At 29.8% G+C, this 20,613-nt stretch carries 18 protein-coding genes; 10 read left to right on the top strand and 8 right to left on the bottom strand.

From position 1 onward, the window contains the following. Positions 1 to 92 precede the first annotated feature (92 nt). The gene (locus tag BLT70_RS01475; protein ID WP_091890571.1) at positions 93 to 548 is read right to left on the bottom strand and encodes a GAF domain-containing protein; all 456 of its coding nucleotides are present in this window, start codon (positions 546 to 548) and stop codon (positions 93 to 95) included. 137 nt (positions 549 to 685) lie between these two features. On the opposite strand from BLT70_RS01475, the gene BLT70_RS01480 reads away from it, so the two are divergent. From BLT70_RS01480 to BLT70_RS01490, 3 genes are all read left to right on the top strand, one after another. Continuing rightward, the gene (locus tag BLT70_RS01480; RefSeq protein WP_091890574.1) at positions 686 to 1,090 is read left to right on the top strand and encodes a hypothetical protein; all 405 of its coding nucleotides are present in this window, start codon (positions 686 to 688) and stop codon (positions 1,088 to 1,090) included. 74 nt (positions 1,091 to 1,164) lie between these two features. Then, complete coding sequence (locus BLT70_RS01485) at positions 1,165 to 3,408, top strand: carboxypeptidase-like regulatory domain-containing protein (protein WP_091890577.1); 2,244 nt, start codon at positions 1,165 to 1,167, stop codon at positions 3,406 to 3,408. A gap of 57 nt (positions 3,409 to 3,465) precedes the next feature. After that, positions 3,466 to 3,873 (top strand): heavy-metal-associated domain-containing protein, encoded by a 408-nt coding sequence (locus BLT70_RS01490; RefSeq protein ID WP_091890580.1) that lies wholly within the window; start codon positions 3,466 to 3,468, stop codon positions 3,871 to 3,873. Between the two features lie 225 nt (positions 3,874 to 4,098). On the opposite strand, the gene groL is transcribed toward BLT70_RS01490, so the two are convergent. The 7 genes from groL to miaB form a co-directional block, all read right to left on the bottom strand. Further along, complete coding sequence (groL, locus tag BLT70_RS01495; protein WP_091897308.1) at positions 4,099 to 5,733, bottom strand: chaperonin GroEL; 1,635 nt, start codon at positions 5,731 to 5,733, stop codon at positions 4,099 to 4,101. Positions 5,734 to 5,839: 106 nt separating this feature from the next. After that, entirely contained in the window at positions 5,840 to 6,115 is a 276-nt protein-coding gene (groES, locus tag BLT70_RS01500; RefSeq protein WP_091890583.1) for a co-chaperone GroES, read from the bottom strand. 178 nt (positions 6,116 to 6,293) lie between these two features. Next, the gene (gene secG / locus BLT70_RS01505; protein ID WP_091890586.1) at positions 6,294 to 6,629 is read right to left on the bottom strand and encodes a preprotein translocase subunit SecG; all 336 of its coding nucleotides are present in this window, start codon (positions 6,627 to 6,629) and stop codon (positions 6,294 to 6,296) included. Beyond that, the gene (locus BLT70_RS01510) at positions 6,626 to 7,390 is read right to left on the bottom strand and encodes a hypothetical protein (RefSeq protein ID WP_091890589.1); all 765 of its coding nucleotides are present in this window, start codon (positions 7,388 to 7,390) and stop codon (positions 6,626 to 6,628) included. Before BLT70_RS01510 ends, secG begins: the two co-directional genes overlap by 4 nt. Positions 7,391 to 7,411: 21 nt before the next feature. Then, a complete protein-coding gene (locus tag BLT70_RS01515; RefSeq protein WP_091890592.1) occupies positions 7,412 to 7,918 on the bottom strand; it encodes an LptE family protein in 507 nt (168 codons plus the stop codon). A gap of 91 nt (positions 7,919 to 8,009) precedes the next feature. Beyond that, positions 8,010 to 9,233, bottom strand: coding sequence for a sigma 54-interacting transcriptional regulator (locus BLT70_RS01520; protein WP_091890595.1), 1,224 nt, complete (start codon positions 9,231 to 9,233; stop codon positions 8,010 to 8,012). An 83-nt stretch (positions 9,234 to 9,316) separates the two neighbouring features. Next, complete coding sequence (miaB, locus tag BLT70_RS01525; RefSeq protein ID WP_091890598.1) at positions 9,317 to 10,771, bottom strand: tRNA (N6-isopentenyl adenosine(37)-C2)-methylthiotransferase MiaB; 1,455 nt, start codon at positions 10,769 to 10,771, stop codon at positions 9,317 to 9,319. 201 nt (positions 10,772 to 10,972) lie between these two features. On the opposite strand from miaB, the gene topA reads away from it, so the two are divergent. From topA to BLT70_RS01560, 7 genes are all read left to right on the top strand, one after another. After that, a complete protein-coding gene (gene topA / locus BLT70_RS01530; RefSeq protein ID WP_091890601.1) occupies positions 10,973 to 13,489 on the top strand; it encodes a type I DNA topoisomerase in 2,517 nt (838 codons plus the stop codon). 36 nt (positions 13,490 to 13,525) lie between these two features. After that, positions 13,526 to 14,683, top strand: coding sequence for a formimidoylglutamase (locus tag BLT70_RS01535; RefSeq protein WP_091890604.1), 1,158 nt, complete (start codon positions 13,526 to 13,528; stop codon positions 14,681 to 14,683). A gap of 109 nt (positions 14,684 to 14,792) precedes the next feature. Continuing rightward, a complete protein-coding gene (gene gldK / locus BLT70_RS01540; protein ID WP_091890608.1) occupies positions 14,793 to 16,151 on the top strand; it encodes a gliding motility lipoprotein GldK in 1,359 nt (452 codons plus the stop codon). A 27-nt stretch (positions 16,152 to 16,178) separates the two neighbouring features. Beyond that, positions 16,179 to 16,814, top strand: coding sequence for a gliding motility protein GldL (gene gldL, locus BLT70_RS01545; RefSeq protein ID WP_091890611.1), 636 nt, complete (start codon positions 16,179 to 16,181; stop codon positions 16,812 to 16,814). A 42-nt stretch (positions 16,815 to 16,856) separates the two neighbouring features. Then, a complete protein-coding gene (gene gldM / locus BLT70_RS01550) occupies positions 16,857 to 18,383 on the top strand; it encodes a gliding motility protein GldM (RefSeq protein ID WP_091890613.1) in 1,527 nt (508 codons plus the stop codon). A 16-nt stretch (positions 18,384 to 18,399) separates the two neighbouring features. Further along, entirely contained in the window at positions 18,400 to 19,254 is an 855-nt protein-coding gene (gldN, locus tag BLT70_RS01555; RefSeq protein WP_091890618.1) for a gliding motility protein GldN, read from the top strand. Positions 19,255 to 19,475: 221 nt separating this feature from the next. Further along, positions 19,476 to 20,516 (top strand): FAD-binding oxidoreductase, encoded by a 1,041-nt coding sequence (locus BLT70_RS01560; RefSeq protein WP_091890621.1) that lies wholly within the window; start codon positions 19,476 to 19,478, stop codon positions 20,514 to 20,516. The last annotated feature ends 97 nt before the right edge of the window (positions 20,517 to 20,613 follow it).

Raw genomic sequence — 20,613 nt, forward strand, 5'->3', positions numbered from 1 at the left:
ATGTTGTTTATTCATTGTTCTTGTAATAAGATGGTTGGAAATTACATTATATGCATCAAATCTAGCAAAAAGATAAATAAAAAACAAGTAAATTAGAGAATCTCTGATAATTTTTCACAAATACACCCTAAAAGGTGCTCGTCTTTTGCGGAAAATGTATTTGCAGTATGAGAATCTATGTCTATTTGACCAATATTTTCTCCATTAACAAAAATAGGAATCACAATTTCTGATTTTACTTTCCATCCACAAGAAATATAATTATCTTGTGCTGTAACATCTTGTACCACAAAGTTTTTGTTACTAACGGCAACTTGGCCACAAATCCCTTTTCCAAAAGGAATAATTACATGATCTGTAGGTTCTCCTGTAAATTGCGCTAATTTCAATTCTTCTTTATCTCCGTTTTTAAAATAAAAACCAACCCAATCATAATAAGAAATTTCGCTTTCTAGAAAGTCACAAATTGCTTGTAATTTTTCTTCTTTTGATAATTTTGTTGATGCAATTATAACATCTATTTCTTGTAGTAAAAAAGTTGTATCCATATATGTAAAAAATTGATTGCAAAAATAATTTAAATATATCTTATTTATGATGTAAATCGTTTTTTAGTTTAAAATTTACAAGAAAAATAGTTTTAACATTTATTTAAAAAATCTTATTGTAAATTTGCAATCAGAAAATGAAAAACCTATTCGCTAAAATATCGTCTTTTCTTTTAGCCTTTTTAGTGCTTTTTTCTACCTTTTCTTTTACGGTAGAAAAGCATTATTGTGGAGATTTTTTAGTAGATATTTCTTTTATTGGTAAAACTGAAGCTTGTGGAATGCAAATGGAAACAGTTGCGCCAACAAAAAAGAAGAATTGCTGTAAAGATGAGGTTCATAAAATTGAAGGTCAAGATAAACTTCAATTTAGTAAAATAGAAAAAATTTCTTTTGAAAAACAGCAATTTTTAACAGCTTTCGTAATTTCTTACGCCGATTTATTTGTAAATAATGAATCAAAAAATAACTTTTACAGAGATTTTTCTCCACCTGATATTCGTTCTGATTATCAGATTTTATATCAAACTTTTTTAATTTGATTTTTATTTTTTAACAAGAAAAACAGCATCAATTTATGATGATGAACAAACATGTTATTAAATAAAAATATATAATGAAAAAAATAATTATAAGTAGTATTCTACTATTTATTCCAGTCATTTTCTTTTCTCAAACAACCTTAAAGGGAATGATTATGGATAAAAATAATCCAAAAGATCAGTTAGGTGTTCCTGGTGCTACATTGCATTGGCTAAACACAAATGTAAGTGCAGTAACAAACGAAAAAGGTTGGTTTACAATTGCGTATAAAAACGAATATAAAAAATTAGTTGTTAATTATTTAGGTTACAAAACAGATACGATTACCATTAATAATTTAGAACCAATTCATCATTTTTTAACGCTAGAAAGTGAATTAGAGGAAGTTACAATTAATGCAAAAAGAAAAGCAACTCAGAAATCATTTTTCTCAACTGCAAATATGTTTACTGTAAATGCAGATGAACTTTTAAAAGCTGCTTGCTGTAATTTAGCTGAAAGTTTTGAAACAAATCCGTCAATAGATGTTAGTTTTTCTGATGCATTAACAGGTACAAAACAAATTCAAATGTTGGGTTTAACGAGTCCGTATTTGTTAATTACACAAGAGAATATTCCTTCAATTAGAGGCGCATCACAAGCATTCGGACTCACATTTACACCAGGAACTTGGGTAGAAAGTATTCAAATTTCTAAAGGTGCAGGTTCTGTTGTAAATGGTTATGAAAGTATTTCTGGGCAAATTAATGCAGAATTGGTAAAACCTTTTACTGACAATAAGTTTTTTATAAATGGCTATAGTTCTTTAAATGGAAGATTGGAATTAAACACACATTTTAATGAAAGGGTTTCTGATAAATGGCAAACAGGTGTATATATTCATGGAAATTATCGAGGAGAAAAGTTTGATAAAAACCATGATAATTTTTTGGATAATCCGCTTGCTAATCAAGTAAATGTGATGAATCGTTGGCAATATACAGATGCAGAAAAAGGTTGGGTAAGTTTTATAAATGTTCGGTTTTTAAAGGATGAAAAACAAACGGGTGAAATCAATTTTAATCCAACTTTAGATAAAGGAACTACGAATGCTTGGGGAAGTGAAATTGATACAAAACGTTTTGAAACATCAGCAAAATTAGGGTATGTTTTTCCCGAATTACCTTTTCAAAGTATTGGTATTCAAATGGCTTATAGTAATCATCAGCAAGATTCTTATTTTGGTTTAAATGTGTATGATATTAAACATGAAAGCTTGTATTCTAATGTTATTTTTAATTCAATTATTGGAGATACAAGAAACAAATTTAAAACAGGAATTAGTTTTACTCATGATAAATTTGATGAACTTGTAAATGCCACTGATTTTAGTAGAATAGAAAATGATTTTGGAGCGTTTTTTGAATATGCCTTTGATAATTTACAAAATTTTAGCTTAACTGCTGGTTTAAGAATTGATGCACATAATTTGTTAGGCACTTTTATAACACCAAGATTACATCTTAGATATGTGCCTTGGGAAAAAGGAGTTTTTAGAGCTTCTGTTGGTAGAGGGAAAAGAAGTGCGAATATTTTTGCAGAAAATCAGCAATTATTTGCAAGTTCTCGACAAATTAATATTGATAATGTTGGTGGAAATATCTACGGATTAAATCCAGAAATTGCTTGGAATTATGGAGTTTCATATTTACAGCGTTTTAATTTATTTGATAAAAAAGGAGATATTACTTTTGATTTTTATCAAACAAATTTTCAAAATCAAGTAATTGTTGATTGGGAAAATCCGCAAGAAATTTCTTTTTATGATTTAAACGGAAAAAGTATTGCTAATAGTTTTCAGGTTGAAGTTAATTATAATATTGCTCCGTTTTTTAATTTTAGAACTGCTTATAAATATTTTGATATTTCTACGGATTTTAAAAGCGGTAATTTGCAAAAACCAATTCAGCCTCAAAACAGATTTTTTGCAAACCTTTCTTATGAAACGGTTGTAAAAGAGAATAATTCTCATTGGAAATTTGATATTACTTTTAACAGTATTGGTAAGCAGCGTTTACCAAATACAGCATCAAATCCTGTTCAATATCAATTACCAGCATATTCAAATCCTTATCAATTGTTAAATTCACAAATAACAAAAGTGTTTTCTGATAAATTTGAAATATATATAGGAGCAGAGAATTTAACAAATGTTCAACAGAAAAATCCTATTTTAGCTAGTAATGATCCTTTTGGTTCAAATTTTGACACCACAATTGTGTATTCGCCAATTTTTGGTCGCGCAATTTATACAGGATTAAGATTTAAAATAAAATAATCTTTTAAATAATTATAAGATTGTTTCGTAGACTCACAATGATAAAAAATAATAAAAATGAAAAAAATAGTTTTAGTATTCAGTATGATAATGATTGGTTTTTCTGTACAATCGCAAGAAGTAAAAAAGAACAAAAACGCTAAAGTTTCTTTTGAAGTAGATGGAATTTGTGGAATGTGTAAAAAAAGAATTGAAACTGCCGCTTTAAAATCTAAAGGAGTAAAGTTTGCAATTTGGAGTGTAGAAACACATCAATTAAATTTAATTATGGATGAACGTAAAACCGATGTTGCTACAGTGCAGAAAAATATTTTAGCAGTTGGTCATGATGTTTTATTAGAAGAAGATAAAAAAATAGAAGCAACAATAGAAGCTTATAATTCTGTGCATCCTTGTTGTAAATATAGAGATGATGAGATTATTCTAGATCATAAAGGCGAATTGAAAAAACAAAAAAAGCAATAGAATCTTATAACATAAAAAAGGTGTTTTAAGATTTACGTTAGTTTAAAAATAAATAAAAGTTTCATCAGAAAAAACAAGATGATACATATTGTAGTTGTTTTGTTTGTAAAATTAATAAAGCAAAAAAACCGATAGAATTTAATTCTATCGGTTTTTTTTATATAACAAAGCAAAGTTTGTTTAATTGTAATAAGTTTGAATTACTTGCCTGTTATTGCTAATGGTTTACATCATTCCTGGCATTCCACCACCCATTGGAGGCATTCCGCCAGCAGGAGCATCTTCTTTAATGTCTACTAAAGCACATTCTGTAGTTAAGATCATTCCAGAAACAGAAGCAGCATTTTCTAAAGCAACTCTTGTTACTTTTTTAGGGTCTATAATACCAGCTTCTAGCATATCTACATACGTTTCAGATTTTGCATCATAACCAAAGTTCTTTTTACCTTCTAATACTTTATTGATTACTACAGAACCTTCTCCACCAGCATTTTCAACGATAGTTCTTAAAGGAGATTCAATAGCTTTGTTTACAATTTGTACACCTGTAGTTTCATCTAAATTATCAGTTGCTAATTTTTCAAGAACTTTTTTAGCTCTAACTAAAGCAACTCCACCACCAGCAACAATACCTTCTTCTACAGCTGCTCTTGTAGCGTGTAAAGCATCATCAACTCTGTCTTTTTTCTCTTTCATTTCTACTTCAGAAGCAGCGCCAACATATAAAACTGCAACTCCACCAGCTAATTTAGCTAAACGTTCTTGTAGTTTTTCTTTATCGTAATCTGATGTTGTAGTTTCGATTTGCGCTTTAATTTGGCTAACTCTAGCTTTTATAGTATCAGCATCTCCAGAACCATTTATAATTGTAGTATTATCTTTATCGATTGTTACTGTTTCTGCAGTTCCTAATAAATCTAAAGTTGCGTTTTCAAGAGAAAAACCTCTTTCTTCAGAAATTACAGTTCCACCAGTTAAAATAGCGATATCTTCTAACATTGCTTTTCTTCTGTCTCCAAAACCAGGAGCTTTTACAGCAGCAATTTTTAATCCACCTCTTAATTTATTTACAACTAAAGTAGCTAAGGCTTGGCCATCAACATCTTCAGCAATAATTAATAATGGGCGACCAGATTGCGCAACAGGTTCTAAAATTGGAAGAATTTCGTTTAAGTTAGAAATCTTTTTGTCAAATAATAAAATATACGGATTTTCTAAATCAGCAATCATTTTATCAGCATCTGTTACAAAGTAAGGAGATAAATATCCTCTGTCAAATTGCATGCCTTCAACAACATCAACATACGTTTCCATTCCTTTTGCTTCTTCAACGGTAATAACACCTTCTTTACCAACTTTGCTAAAAGCGGTTGCAATTAAATCACCAATAACATCATCGTTATTTGCAGAAATTGCAGCAACTTGTTTTATTTTTTCTGATGAGTTTCCTACTTGTTTAGCTTGTTTTTCTAAATCAGTAACAATTGCAGTAACAGCTTTGTCAATACCACGTTTCAAATCCATAGGATTTGCGCCTGCAGCAACATTTTTTAAACCTTCTTTTACAATTGCTTGTGCAAGAACAGTTGCAGTTGTAGTTCCATCACCAGCTAAATCGTTGGTTTTAGAGGCCACTTCTTTTACCATTTGAGCTCCCATATTTTCTAAAGAATCTTCTAATTCTATTTCTTTAGCTACAGAAACACCATCTTTAGTAACTGTTGGTGCGCCAAAAGATTTAGAAATAATTACATTTCTTCCTTTAGGTCCTAAGGTTACTTTTACTGCATTTGCCAGCGCATCAACTCCACGTTTTAAGCCGTCTCTTGCTTCAATATCAAATTTTATGTCTTTTGCCATTTTTTTTATTTTTCTTTTAGCTGATAGCACTTGACTTTTAGCTAAAAATAATTACTAATTTTTTTATGTTCTTGCTAAAGGCGAATAACCAAAAGCAAATAACTCTTTAAATAATTGCTAGAATATCAGATTCACGCATCATTAAATAATCTTTACCTTCTAATTTTAAATCTGTTCCACCATATTTACTGTATAAAACAGTGTCACCAACTTTAACGATTAAAGGTTCGTCTTTTTTACCGTTTCCAATAGCTACAACAGTTCCTTGCTGTGGTTTTTCTTTTGCGTTGTCTGGTATAATTAATCCAGATGCTGTTCTTGTTTCTGCTGGAGCAGGTTCTACAAGAACTCTGTCTGCTAAAGGTTTAATGTTTAATCCCATTTTTTATAAATTTTGATTAATTAAATTAAGTATTATTTCTTCTTGAAATGCTCAGAAACTATGCCATTTACTTATAACTGACATTTTTTCTTTGATTGATTTTAATGTTAAATTTTGGGCAAAAAAAAATGCCAACGTGTCATTTACGTTGGCATTTTTTTAAAATTTTTCTAAATGATTACTTAACAGTATCTTTAGTTGTAGAACTTGTGTTATCTACAGGAGTTGAAGTTGATTCGATTCCGTCTAAAGTATTATCTAAGTTTACATTACCTGCTCCTTCTCTAGGAATTGCGAAATTTGATAATAAAATCAAAGCAAACATTGCAATACCAAGAGTCCAAGTTGTTCTGTCTAAGAAGTTATTAGTGTTTTGCACGCCACCCAAAGATTGTGCTCCACCACCTCCAAAAGAAGAAGATAATCCTCCACCTTTAGGATTTTGAACCATAACAATTAAGATTAAAGCTACTGCTACAACCAAAATTAGAATTAAAAATGCTGTATAACTCATGATTTATTTTTTTGTAAAATTTGTACTCTTTTAATTTGGTCTGCAAAGAAACCACTTTTTTCTGGATATTTCAAACTTAAAATTCTATATGCTTGAATTGCGTTTTCATATTTCTTTTGTTCTAGATACACTTTTGCTAAAGTTTCTGTCATTAAAGATGAATCTTGTTTGTTTTGAGTAACTAAAACATTAACGCTTTTGTCTTTTGATAAAGGCGAAATTTTGGGGTTATTTTCTATAAATCGCTCAATAATACTTTGCTTTTTGTTCGCTTCTTGTTTTACAGTATCTTCTCTAACAATTGGTTTTTTTGTTGATAATTGTAACCATTGATTAAAAGAAAAATTTTCTGATTCTGTAAAAGCAATAGGTTTGCCTATTTCTAGCTTTTCTTTAGCAATTTCTATAGGTTTTGATGCTGTTGCTGTCTGAATTTCATTATCTTTAATTATAACGTCAGAAGTATTTGCTGTTAAAAGTTCTACTTTTGTTTCTTTACAAACTTTTTCTTCTTGATCTTCTATAAATATTTCGGATGTTATAAAATCAAATAAAACAGTTCTATCAGTAGTATAAGCGGCAGTTATTTTTAATTCGTTATTGTATTTAAAACTATTCTGATTTTTTAATCTTTTTAAATACAACGCTCTTGCAGATTGAAAATAAGGAAACTCATTAATAACAGATTTCAATTCAGCAATATCTAGTTGCTCAATTGAACGTTTATTATCTATAAATTCTATGTTAGTATTTAATTCCAAATTTTTAATTTTCTACTAATTTTACCATTTTGCAACAGAAGCATTAAATATATCTTGTGTAAGTCTTTCTATAATTTCATCTAAAGCAGCTTCTAAAACGCTACCTGTTAGTTGAGAGTTTGCTCCATAATCAGAATAAAAAGAAAATGTTTTTTCAAAATCATCTTTTGGTTCTAATTTATTTTCAAAACGAACATTTACAGTAACTGTTAATCTATTTTGAGCAGCAGTTTGGTTAGATGTTCCACTCATTGGTGTTACCCTAAAACCTGTAATTTCTCCACTAAAATGCAAATCGCCGTTAGAACTTGTAAGTGTTAAATTTGTTTGTCTTGTAAATAAATCTTGCAAGTCGTTTGTAAAACGTTGTGTTAGTGCAGGTTCTATTAATTGCGCTTGATTCGGAAAAAAATCTATTTGAATCGTTTTTGCTTTACCTGTATTTCCACCTGTAAAAGAATACGCTCCACAAGCAATAAATACTAGTGAATTTATTAAAAATAGCGATATGTAAATTATTTTTTTCATTCTTGAGTATTCAAGGTTTAATATTTAAAATTCAAAGATTGTGTAACTTTTGTAAATCTTAGAATTTTAAACTAAAAATTTTTAACCTTTTTTAAAGGTCGTATTGTTTAATTTTTCTGTACAAAGTTCTTTCAGAAATACCTAGTTCTTTGGCTGCTAATTTACGCTTATTGCTGTTTTTTTCTAATGATTTTTTAATCATTTCAACTTCCTTGTCTTGTAAAGATAAAGATTCATCTTCTTCTATAGTTTCAATAAAATCATAATCTTTTTCTTCGGATGAATTTTGAGGAATATTTAAAACTTCGAATTTAGACGTTTTTGAATTAGTATTTCCATAAATCTTTTCTATTAATTGATGATTTTCTTCTTGTACTTCTTCAACGTTTCCGCTTTTCATTAAATCTAAAGTCAATTTCTTTAAATCGTTGATATCGTTGCGCATATCAAACAAAATTTTGTACATGATATCACGTTCAGTAGAAAAATCATTTTCTTTTTTACTGCCAATTACTGTAGGGAAATTTCCGTTATTATTAGGTAAATATTGTTGTAATTTTGCAGCTGTAACAATTCTTTCTTCTTCAATAACAGATATTTGTTCTGCTAAATTTTTTAACTGACGAATATTTCCTGGAAAACGATAATTTAATAAAACAGCAACAGCGTTTTCATCTAATCGAATAGAAGGCATTCTGTATTTCTGTGCAAAATCCGAAGCAAATTTTCTAAACAATAAGTGAATATCTTCATTACGATCTCGTAAAGCAGGTAAATGAATTTCTACAGTACTTAAACGATAATATAAATCTTCTCTAAATTTTTCTTTTTGAATGGCAGATTGCATATTTACGTTTGTAGCAGCAACAATTCTAACATTGGTTTTTAATACTTTTGATGAACCTACTTTTATAAATTCGCCATTTTCTAAAACACGTAATAAACGAACTTGTGTTGTTAGTGGTAATTCGCCAACTTCATCTAAAAAAATGGTTCCTCCATCGGCAACTTCAAAATAACCTTTTCTATCTTGATTTGCTCCAGTAAATGAACCTTTTTCATGTCCAAAAAGTTCACTGTCAATTGTGCCTTCTGGAATTGCACCACAATTTACTGCAATATATTTTGCATGTTTTCTGTGTGATAAAGAATGTATAATTTTCGGAATATTTTCTTTACCAACACCACTTTCTCCAGTAACCAAAACAGAAATATCTGTAGGCGCAACTCTTACAGCTTTTTCAATAGCTCTATCAAGGTGTAAATCGTTACCTATAATGCCAAAACGTTGTTTTATTGCTTGTATGTTTTCCATTTTTCTTTTCAGTTACAAAGTTTCAGAGTTATAAAGTGGCAAAGTGAAAACTCAAACTTACTTTGCAACTTTATCGCTATTTTTTAATTATTATCAGAATACCCAATTACTGTTCCTTTTAAGGTTGCAGAGGTGCAATCTTCTACTTTTAATAGTACAAAATCTCCCAATTTATAATTGCCTTTAGGAAAAACAGCAACTGTATTTTGTGTATTTCTACCTTTCCATTCATTAGGATTTTTCTTAGAAGTACCTTCAATTAAAAATTCTTCAATTTTACCTAAATGTTGTTGTGTTCTATATAAAGCGTGTTCTTGTTGTAAATCTATAATTTCTTGTAATCTTCGTTTTTTAACTTCAAAAGGCACATCATCAACCATTTTTTTAGCTGCTAAAGTTCCTGGTCTTTCAGAATACGTAAACATAAATCCGAAGTCATATTTTACATATTTCATTAACTCTAAAGTATCTTGATGATCTTCTTCTGTTTCGCCACAAAAACCAACAATCATATCTTGAGATAAGGACATTTCTGGAACGATTCTAAAAATATTGTCAATTAACTCGATGTATTCTTCACGAGTATGTTGTCTGTTCATGGCTTTTAGCATGTTATTGCTTCCGCTTTGAACAGGTAAATGCAAATATTTACAAATATTTTTATGTTTTGCCATCGTGTAAATTACATCTAAACTGATGTCTTGCGGATTAGAAGTTGCAAAACGAAAACGTGTTTTAGGAAATTGAGTAGCACACATATCTAACAATTGTGCAAAATTAACAGCGGTTGCTTGTGCCATTTCAGATGCTTTGTTAAAATCTTTCTTCAATCCGCCGCCAAACCATAAAAAACTATCTACATTCTGTCCTAAAAGTGTAATTTCTTTAAAGTTTCTATCAACCATCGATTGAATTTCCTCTAAAATACTCTTCGGATCTCTACTTCTTTCTCGTCCACGTGTAAAAGGAACTACACAAAAAGTACACATATTATCGCAACCTCTAGTAATTGAAACAAAAGCGGTAACTCCGTTAGAATTTAAACGAACTGGAGAAACATCACCATAAGTTTCTTCTTTTGATAAAATTACATTTACAGCATCTCTACCAGCGTCAATTTCTTCTAATAAATTAGGTAAATCTCTGTAAGCATCTGGCCCAACAACTAGGTCAACAATTTTTTCTTGCTCTAAAAACTTTTCTTTTAAACGTTCGGCCATGCAACCTAACACGCCAACTTTCATTTTTTTATTTATTTGTTTTACAGCATTATATTTCTGCAATCTTTTACGAACAGTTGTTTCTGCTTTTTCTCTAATAGAGCAAGTGTTTACTAAAACTAAATCTGCTTCTTCAAGAATTTGTGTTGTGTTGTAACCTTGCTCTGCTAAAATAGATGCAACAATCTCACTATCATTCATATTCATTTGACAGCCATAGCTTTCAATAAATAATTTCTTGCCGTTTTCTACTTTATGTTCGGTAACAAGTGCTTTGCCTTGTAGTTTTTCGTCGATGATTTTTTCTACGTATTCCATTAATCAATTTAAGATTTGAAAGAGTGCAAAGATACAACCAAAAATCATTTTTTATGACAGATTGGCAGAAAAATAATGTTGCAATTCTGTTAATTATTTACTGAAAAGTAACGAAAAAATTTTTTTTACGAAAAAACTACATACTTTTGCATTCTTAAAACATGCGGTTTATAGTATGTTTTTTTGACAAAAGAAAGATAAATGGCAAAGAATTTAGTAATAGTAGAGTCACCAGCAAAAGCAAAAACAATCGAAAAATTTCTTGGAAAAGAGTATCAAGTAGAATCGAGTTTTGGGCATATTGCAGATTTACCATCCAAAGAATTAGGTATTGATGTTGATGGGAATTTTAGCCCAACATATATAGTTTCTGATGATAAGAAAGCAGTTGTAAAAAAACTGAAAACGTTAGCTAAAAAAGCAGAAGTGGTTTGGTTAGCAAGTGATGAGGATCGAGAGGGTGAGGCTATTGCTTGGCATTTAAAAGAGCAGTTAGCATTAAAAGAAGAAAGTACAAAACGTATTGTTTTTCACGAAATTACTAAAAAAGCCATTTTAAAAGCAGTCGACAATCCTAGAGATATCGATTATAATATGGTAAATGCGCAACAAGCAAGAAGAGTTTTAGATAGAATTGTTGGGTACGAATTATCACCAGTTTTATGGCGAAAAGTAAAAGGAGGTTTATCTGCAGGTAGAGTACAATCTGTTGCTGTTCGTTTAATTGTTGAGAGAGAAAGAAGTATTTTAGGGTTTACTGCCGAAACTCATTATAAAGTAGTTGCAGAGTTTTCTAATAAAGAAGGCGCAACTTTTAAAGCCGGAATTCCTAAAAATTTCGAAACTAAAAAAGGAGCAGAAAATTTCTTAAAATCTTGTATAAATGCAGATTTTTCAATTGCTGATTTAACAAAAAAACCAGCAAAGAAATCTCCTGCTGCACCATTTACAACATCAACATTACAACAAGAAGCGTCTAGAAAATTAGGTTTTCCAGTGGGAAAAACAATGCAAGTTGCACAACGTTTGTATGAAGCCGGTTTAATAACTTATATGAGAACTGATAGTGTAAATTTATCAGTAGATGCAAGAAATGAAGCTGCAGAAGAAATTACAAATTATTACGGGAAAGAATATAGTAAAGAACGTGTTTTTAAATCGAAAGTAAAAGGTGCGCAAGAAGCCCACGAAGCGATTAGACCAACAAACATGAAAATGCATACGGTTGATACAGAATATGACCAAAATAGATTATATGATTTAATTTGGAAAAGAACTTTAGCTTCACAAATGAGTGATGCTCAGTTAGAAAGAACCAACGTGAAAATTGAAAATTCTGAAAACTCAAAGATTTTTACTGCTAATGGTGAAATGATAAAATTTGATGGTTTTCTAAAAGTATATTTAGAAGGAAATGATAATGAAGATGAAGAGCAAGCAGGAATGTTGCCAAATTTAAAAGTAAATGAAAGTTTAGATTATACTTTTATAAATGCTACACAGCGCTTTACAAGTCCGCCATACAGATTTACAGAAGCATCTTTGGTAAAACAATTAGAAGAGTTGGGTATTGGTCGTCCATCTACTTATGCGCCAACAATTTCTACAGTACAACGAAGAGGTTATATAGAAAAAGGTGTAAATGAAGGTGTTGAACGAGAATATCAGCAATTAATTTTATCAAACGGAGTTGTAAAAACGCATACTTTATCAGAAAAAACAGGTTCAGATAAAAATAAATTAGTGCCTACGGATATTGGGAATATTGTAAATGATTTTTTAGTTGCTAATTTTTCTAACGTTTTAGATTTTGGTTTTACTGCAAAAGTAGAAAGTTCTTTTGATGATATTTCTGAAGGAACAGAAAATTGGAGGGAAATGATTAAAGGTTTCTATCAAAAATTTCATGATAACGTAGAGGATGTTAAAGAAAATGCAGAGCGAGAAAGTGGTGAGCGTATTTTAGGAAAACATCCAGAGTCTGGAAAAACAGTTTTGGTTCGTTTAGGTAAATTTGGGCCAATTGCACAAATCGGTGCTCCAGAAGATGAAGAAAAAGTGTTTGCAAGCTTAAATAATGATCAACATTTAGGTACAATTACTTTAGAAGAAGCTTTAGAATTGTTTTTATTACCAAAAACCTTAGGTGTTTATGAAGGTGAAGAAGTAATTGTTTCTAACGGGCGTTTTGGGCCTTATATTCGTTTCGGAACTATGTTTGTTTCTTTGGCTAAAGGAGAAAATCCGATGGAAGTTGATATGCCAAGAGCAGAAGAATTAATTGTTGCAAAACAAAAAGCAGATGCACCAATTTATCATTATGAAGATTTACCTGTACAAAAAGGAGTTGGGCGTTTTGGACCATTTATAAAATGGAATAATATGTTTATTAATGTTAGTAAAAAGTATGATTTTGACAATCTTTCTGATGAAAATATTATTGAATTAATTGAGGTTAAGAAACAGAAAGAAATAGATAAAGTTATCCATAATTGGGAAGACGTAGCTATTCGTGTAGAAAAAGCACGTTGGGGAAGGTATAACGTTATTAAAGGGAAAATAAAAATTGAGTTGCCAAAAACAACAGAGATTGAAAAACTTTCTAAAGAAGAAGCTGTTGCAATGATTGAGGCTAAAACACCAAAGAAAAAAGTAGCTAAAAAGAGAGCGCCTGCAAAAAAGAAAGCAACTGCTAAAAAAACTGCAAAAAAGAAATAAAGAATTTGGTATCTTTCCAAGCCCAATAAAAAATTGATGAGTCAAGACTTTTTAACCCCTGTAAAAGAAACTGTTTTAGCACATTTAGAGCTGCAATCTTCTTTATGCTTGGGTAATAAAATTAAAATTTATTCTGAAGAAGAAGGTTTTCCTGAATTAGATAATGTAAAAATTGCAATTTTTGGAGTTCAAGAAGATAGAAACTCTGAAGATAATTTTGGTTGTGGAGAAAATTTGTATTTTATCAGAAAAAAATTATATGAATTATTTCCAGGAAATTGGCAAACAGAAATTGCAGATTTAGGAAATGTTTTAAAAGGAAATTCTGTTACAGATACATATTATGCGGTTTCAGAAATTATAACAGGTTTGTTAAAGAAGAATATCATTCCTATTATAATTGGTGGAGGCCAGGATATTACGTATGTAAATTACAGAGCTTACGATTTGTTAGAGCAAACTGTAAATATTACCGCTGTAGATAGTAGATTTGATTTAGGGGATTTAGATTCTGAATTGACATCGCAATCGTATTTGAGTAAAATAATTATGCAAGAACCCAATAATTTGTTTAATTACAGCAATGTTGGATATCAAACATATTTTAATTCTCAAGAAGAAATACAATTGTTAGATAATTTATTTTTTGATGCTTATAGACTTGGAAAAGCAAAAGAATTAGAAAATATAGAGCCAGCTTTTAGAAACGCAGATATTGTTTCTATAGATATTGGTGCAATTAGACAAAGTGAAGCTCCTGCTAATAATAATGCGTCTCCAAATGGTTTTTATGGCGAAGAAATTTGCGCTATTTCTAGGTATGCAGGTATTAGTGATAAAGTTTCTTCGTTTGGTATTTACGAGTACAATTCGCAATACGATAATAATCATCAAACAGCCAATTTAATTGCGCAAATGATTTGGTATTTTATTGAAGGCGTTAATTTTAGAGTAAAAGATTATCCGTTTTCTGGAAAAGAAAACTATCAAAAATTTACGGTAATTTTAGAAGATGACGATCCTTTAGTTTTTTATAAAAGTAATAAAACGGGTCGTTGGTGGATTGAGATAAGAATTTTATCAGATAATAAATACAAAAGACATGCGTTAATACCATGTACATACCAAGATTACAAAGAAGCTACAAAGCAAATTATACCAGAAAGATGGTATAAAGCAATGAGAAAAATGTAGTGATTTAAAAATATATTAAAAAACAATACGTTAAATTACGGTTTCAACATTGTATTTTAGCAAAAAAAATAATAGGTTTACGAACTTTTAGTAAAGACAAAAATAAAATATGAAGAAAGCAGCAATATTTGCACTTTTAATAACCGTTTTTTACAGTTGTGGTTCTAACGATAGGGGAGAATTAGTAGGTGTAAAATCTAACAAGAAATGGTTTTCTGAAAAACCTCACGGAATGGCATTAATTCCTGGTGGCTCTTTTACAATGGGTAAACAAGATGAAGATCTTATAGGAACTTTAAATACGCCCACAAAAACTGTTACTGTAAGACCTTATTATATGGATGAAACCGAAATTACAAACAATGAATATAAAGCGTTTGTAAAATGGGTTAAAGATTCTGTTGTAAGAACAAAATTAGCGTATCAAGCAGAATTTGCTAGTTTAGGAGCAACTCCTGATGCAGATGGAAATCTACCTTCTGGAGGAATTCAGAATTATAAATTTAAAGATACAGTTGCAAATTCTACTCCTTATCAAAAATATATGTACGAAAACTATTATAGTTTTGATACGATTCAGCCTTTAGATTGGTCTGAAGATATTATTTGGAAAACAGAAGACTTTCCAGATTTAGATTATGTAGAGGTAATGGATTCTTTATTTATAAGTAGAGAAGAAGCTGTAGATGGTTTAAGAACTTTTAATACAAAGTATTTAAAATATAAATATTCTTGGTTTGATAGAGATAACGCTGCTAGAAAAGGTGGAAATAGAAAAGATTTTGTTCAAACAGAAGTGTTAAATATTTATCCAGATACAACTGTTTGGGTTAAAGATTTTAATTATTCGTACAATGATCCAATGCATCAAGATTATTTTTACCATCAATCTTATGCAGATTATCCTGTTGTTGGTGTTACTTGGGAGCAGGCAAATGCTTTTTGTAACTGGAGAACTAAAATGAAAAATGATTATTTAAGAACTAGAAAAAATGCAACTCAAGTGCCAGACTTTAGATTGCCTACAGAAGCAGAATGGGAATATGCAGCAAGAGGTGGTTTAGATTTTGCTACATATCCTTGGGGAACAGGTAGTACTACAAGTGATAGAGGTTGTTTCTTAGCAAACTTTAAACCTGTTAGAGGTAATTATTCTGTAGATGGCGCTTTATATACTATGGAAGCAAAATCTTTTAATGCAAATGATTACGGTTTATACAATATGGCTGGTAATGTTTCTGAATGGACAAATACTGCTTACAATTTATCTTCTTACTACATGGCTTCAACAATGAACCCTAATGTAGAAGATAGAAAAAACAAAAGAAAAATTATTAGAGGAGGTTCTTGGAAAGATGTAGCATATTATTTGGAAGTAGCTTCTAGAGATTATGAATATGCAGATACAGCAAGAAGTTATATCGGTTTTAGAACCGTACAGAATTATATAGGTACAGGAAATAAATAAATTAAAGAAAAAACAAAAAAATATATTATGGCACAATCTAAGAATAAAAAAAAACTGTTTAACATCGCTTATAATATTGGAGCGTCAATTGTAATTTTAGGAGCGTTATTTAAGTTAAATCATATTAGTTATGGTTGGTTTAATGGGTCAAATGTATTAGCAGTTGGGTTAATTGCAGAAGCACTTATTTTCTTTTTATCTGCTTTTGATACTCCAGAAGATGATTTAGATTGGTCAAAAGTATATCCAGAATTGGGAGAAGATAGTTTTTCTACAGAAGAGAAAATTGGTACAGAAGGTCTTTTATCTCAAAAACTAGATGCTTTATTACAAGAAGCTAAAATAGACGCCTCTTTAATGACAAGTTTAGGAAATAGTATGAAGAATTTTCAAGGAGCTGCAGAAGGATTATCTGTTGCATCAGAATCTATTTCATCTACAAATAAATATAATGAACAAGTTTCTTTAGCAGCAGTTCATATGGAATCTTTAAATAATTTGTATAAAGTACAAGTAGAAAATTCAAGTAAGCAAACAGAATTAAATACAGCTGTTGTAGAAAATACAGAAAGATTAAAAATGCAAATGGATTCTTTAGCAAAAAACTTATCTTCTTTAAACGGCGTTTATGGAAATATGCTTTCTGCTATGTCTAGTAAATAATTAGTTAAATAATTTGAATAACTTAAAAACTAATTAGAAAATATGGCTGGAGGAAAAATGTCTGCAAGACAAAAGATGATAAACTTAATGTACCTTGTTTTTATTGCTATGTTAGCAATGCAAATGAGTAGAGAGGTTTTATCAGCTTTTGGTTTTATGAATGAAAAGTTAGAAACTAATAATATTTCAACTATTGAGAAAAATAAACAAGCTTATGCAAATTTAGCTACAAAAGCTTCAGAACAAACCGAGAAATTTGGAAAGTTAAATACTCAAGCAAAGAAAATTAAACAATATTCTGCTGATTTTTATAGCTATTTAGGTGAGTTAAAAACTCAAATGACTACAGATTTAGAAGATAAAAAGGCTTATGAATCCATGGATAAAACTACTTTTTTAGATACTTATTTCTTTAAAGGTGATAATTACACTCCAAAAGGGCAAGAGTTTTTAGATAACATTAATGCATACAGAACTAATGTAAACGCTACGTTAGGAGAAGGCAGTAAGTTTGAAGCTTTAATTAACAGCAGGTTTGATACTAATGATGTAATTGATTCTGATGGTAAAACTGTACCTTGGTTAAAATACAGATATGAAGGTTTTCCTTTAATTGCTTCTTTAACCAATTTAACACAAATGCAAGCTGATATTAAAAATTCTGAAAGCGAAATTTTAAATTCTTTATTAGGTGGTAAATTAGAAGAGTCTTTATCTTTAAATAATTATAAAGGAATTGTTGCACTTGATAAAAACGCATATTTTGCTGGTGAAAAAGTTACTGGTAAAATAGTTTTAGGACGTTATGATGCAGAAATGGTACCAGATAATGTGATTTTAAATGGTAAAGATTATAAAAAAATAGAATCTGGTCAAGTAATTATCGATATGCCAGCAGGTAATATTGGTAATCATGATATTAAAGGAAAAATTGCTTTTACGCAAAATGGTAAAGTAGTAGAAGTTCCTTTCGAAAGTTCTTATTCTGTAATTCCAGAACCAAGTAATGCTGTAGTTTCTGCAGATAAAATGAATGTGGTTTATAGAGGTTTAAATAATCCTATTTCTGTTTCTCTACCAGGAGTTAGTGATAACAATTTAAGCGTTTCTGCATCTGGAGGTAATTTAACTGGTAGTAATGGTAAATATAGTATTAAACCAGGATCTGGTAAAATTGCAACTATAAATGTAAGTGCAAAATTAAGTAGTGGTAAAACAGTAAATTCTAAAGCAACCTTTAGAATTAAAGATATACCGGCAGCAATGGGTTCTGTTCGTGAACAATATGGAACGGTTAGAATGCCAAAATCTGGTTTAGCAAATTCACCAATTTCTGCGGGTTTACCAGATTTTGAATTCGATTTAAATATAACGGTAAAAAGCTTTAAAATTAAAGTTCCAGGAGAATTAACAATTATAGTAAACGGAACAACTTTAAGTGCAGCAGCAAAAAAAGTTTTAAACAAAGCACAAAGAGGCGATATTATTAATATCTATGATATTAAAGCAACAGCAAATGGTTATAACCTTAAACAAGTTTTACCTGTAAATATAGAATTAACTAATTAGCATAAAAAATTAGATTATGAATAGAAACTTTTTAATATTATTTTTCGCTTTTTTAACTACTGGTTTTGTAAGTGCGCAAGTTAATTTATTAAACGCAAAATCTGTAGATCAAATTGGTAAAGAAAGTATAGAGCAATCTGTGTCTGATAATGATGGACCAATTCCTTACGGTTATGTAAGCGACAGAGATATTATGTGGTCTAAAGTTGTTTGGGAATTTGTAGATTTAAATCAGAAAATAAATTTACCATATTATTTTCCAATAGATACAACAAATATTTCTTCAGACAGAAGATCTTTGTTCGATACTTTAATAAGAGGTATTAGACAGGGGCAAATACAAGAAGCATATTCAGATTCTTTCTTTACATCAAAAATGACACAAGATGAGATAAATTCTCGTTTGGTAAATGTTCGTACACAAAATGGTTACGAAGATACTTATAGAGTTCAATCTGAAGATATTGGAGGATATATGTTAAAAGGAATGTGGTATTTTGACAAGCGTCAAGGAGAAATGAAATACAGATTATTGGCAATTGCGCCAATGGGTAAAGATGTGCAAACAATAGGCGCAGAAGGTATTGAAGATGAAACTTTATATGAATTATTTTGGATTTTCTTTCCAACAGCAAGACAAACATTACACGATTCAAAAGTATTTAATCCAGACAATGCAACGCATCCAATTTCTTACGATCACTTGTTAAATGCTCGTAGATTTAGCTCTGTAATTGTAAGAGAAGAAAATATTTATGGCAATAGAGCCATTGAAGATTATGTTCGTGGTAATTCTTTATTTCAGCTTTTAGAAGCAGATAAAATTAAAGAAGATATTAGAAACAGAGAAATTGATATGTGGAATTATTAATTCCAAATCAAAAATTATAAAGAGAAACGTTTACGAAAGTAAGCGTTTTTTTATTTGAAGCTATTTCCGGCTTTCACTACTCGCTTTTTTTGTAAAAAAACAAAAAGAGCTCAAATAAGGAGCCTATCTTGAGCTTGATGAAAGGTTTAATCAGGGCTAAAACTAGTTGTAACTTCTTATAAAATTCATAGTTTTAATAAAAACTTAAGTATTTTTGTACTATGAAAGTAGATTATATTATTGTTGGTTTAGGATTAGCAGGTTTAGCTTTTGCAGAAGAATTATTAGCAGCAAAAAAAACGTTTATAGTTTTTGAAGACGACTCTCAAACTTCTTCTTTAGTTGCTGGCGGAGTTTATAACCCTGTTATTTTAAAACGATTTACACCAGTTTGGAACGCTAAAGAGCAATTAGCAGTTGCACTTCCTTTTTATCAGCAATTAGAAAAAAAATTAAATATAAAGTTTGATGAAAAGTTTCTAATCAAAAAAATATTTAAATCTATAGAAGATCAAAATAATTGGTTTGCAGCATTAGATAAACCTTTATTATCTCCTTATTTAGATCCTAAAATCGATCATCAAAAGAGAGAAGGTATTATTGCAGATTTTGGTTGCGGAAATGTTAGAGAAGCTGGTAGAATTGATACAAAAAAAGTAGTTGAAGTTTATAGAGATTATTTAAAAAAAGAAGAAAAAATTCAATTCGAAAAATTTGAACACCAGCAAATAAAATTTAGAGAAAATCATTTAGAATACAAAGATATTGCTACAGATAGAATTGTTTTTTGTGAAGGATTTGGAATGAGTAAAAATCTTTTTTTTAATTATTTACCATTAAAAGAGGTAAAAGGAGAACTAATTACTATTCATGCACCAGATTTAGAAATTAATTTTTTAATAAAATCTACAGTATTTATATTGCCTTTAGGAAATGATTTATACAAAGTAGGTGCAACTTTTAATTGGAGAGATAAAACATCAAATCCATCCGAAGAAGGAAAAGCTGAATTGGTAGAAAAACTTAAAAAAGTAATTACTGTTCCTTATAAAATTGTAGAACAAACTGCAGGAATAAGGCCAACAGTTAGAGATAGAAGACCTTTGGTTGGTGTAAATCCTGCATATAATAATTTGGCAATTTTAAACGGTTTAGGAACACGAGGAGTAATGATTGCACCAACAGTTGCAAAACAATTATTTAATCACTTAGAAAAAGGTGAAGAATTAGATTTAGATATCGATATTAAAAGATTTGAATAAGTTTTTGAACGTAAATTTTTACAATCAAAAATAAAGATTAGTATTAAAAATCTAAAAATCTAAAAATCTAAAAATCTAAAAATCTAAAAATCTAAAA

It is taken from the genome of Polaribacter sp. KT25b, assembly GCF_900105145.1.
GTDB lineage: Bacteria > Bacteroidota > Bacteroidia > Flavobacteriales > Flavobacteriaceae > Polaribacter.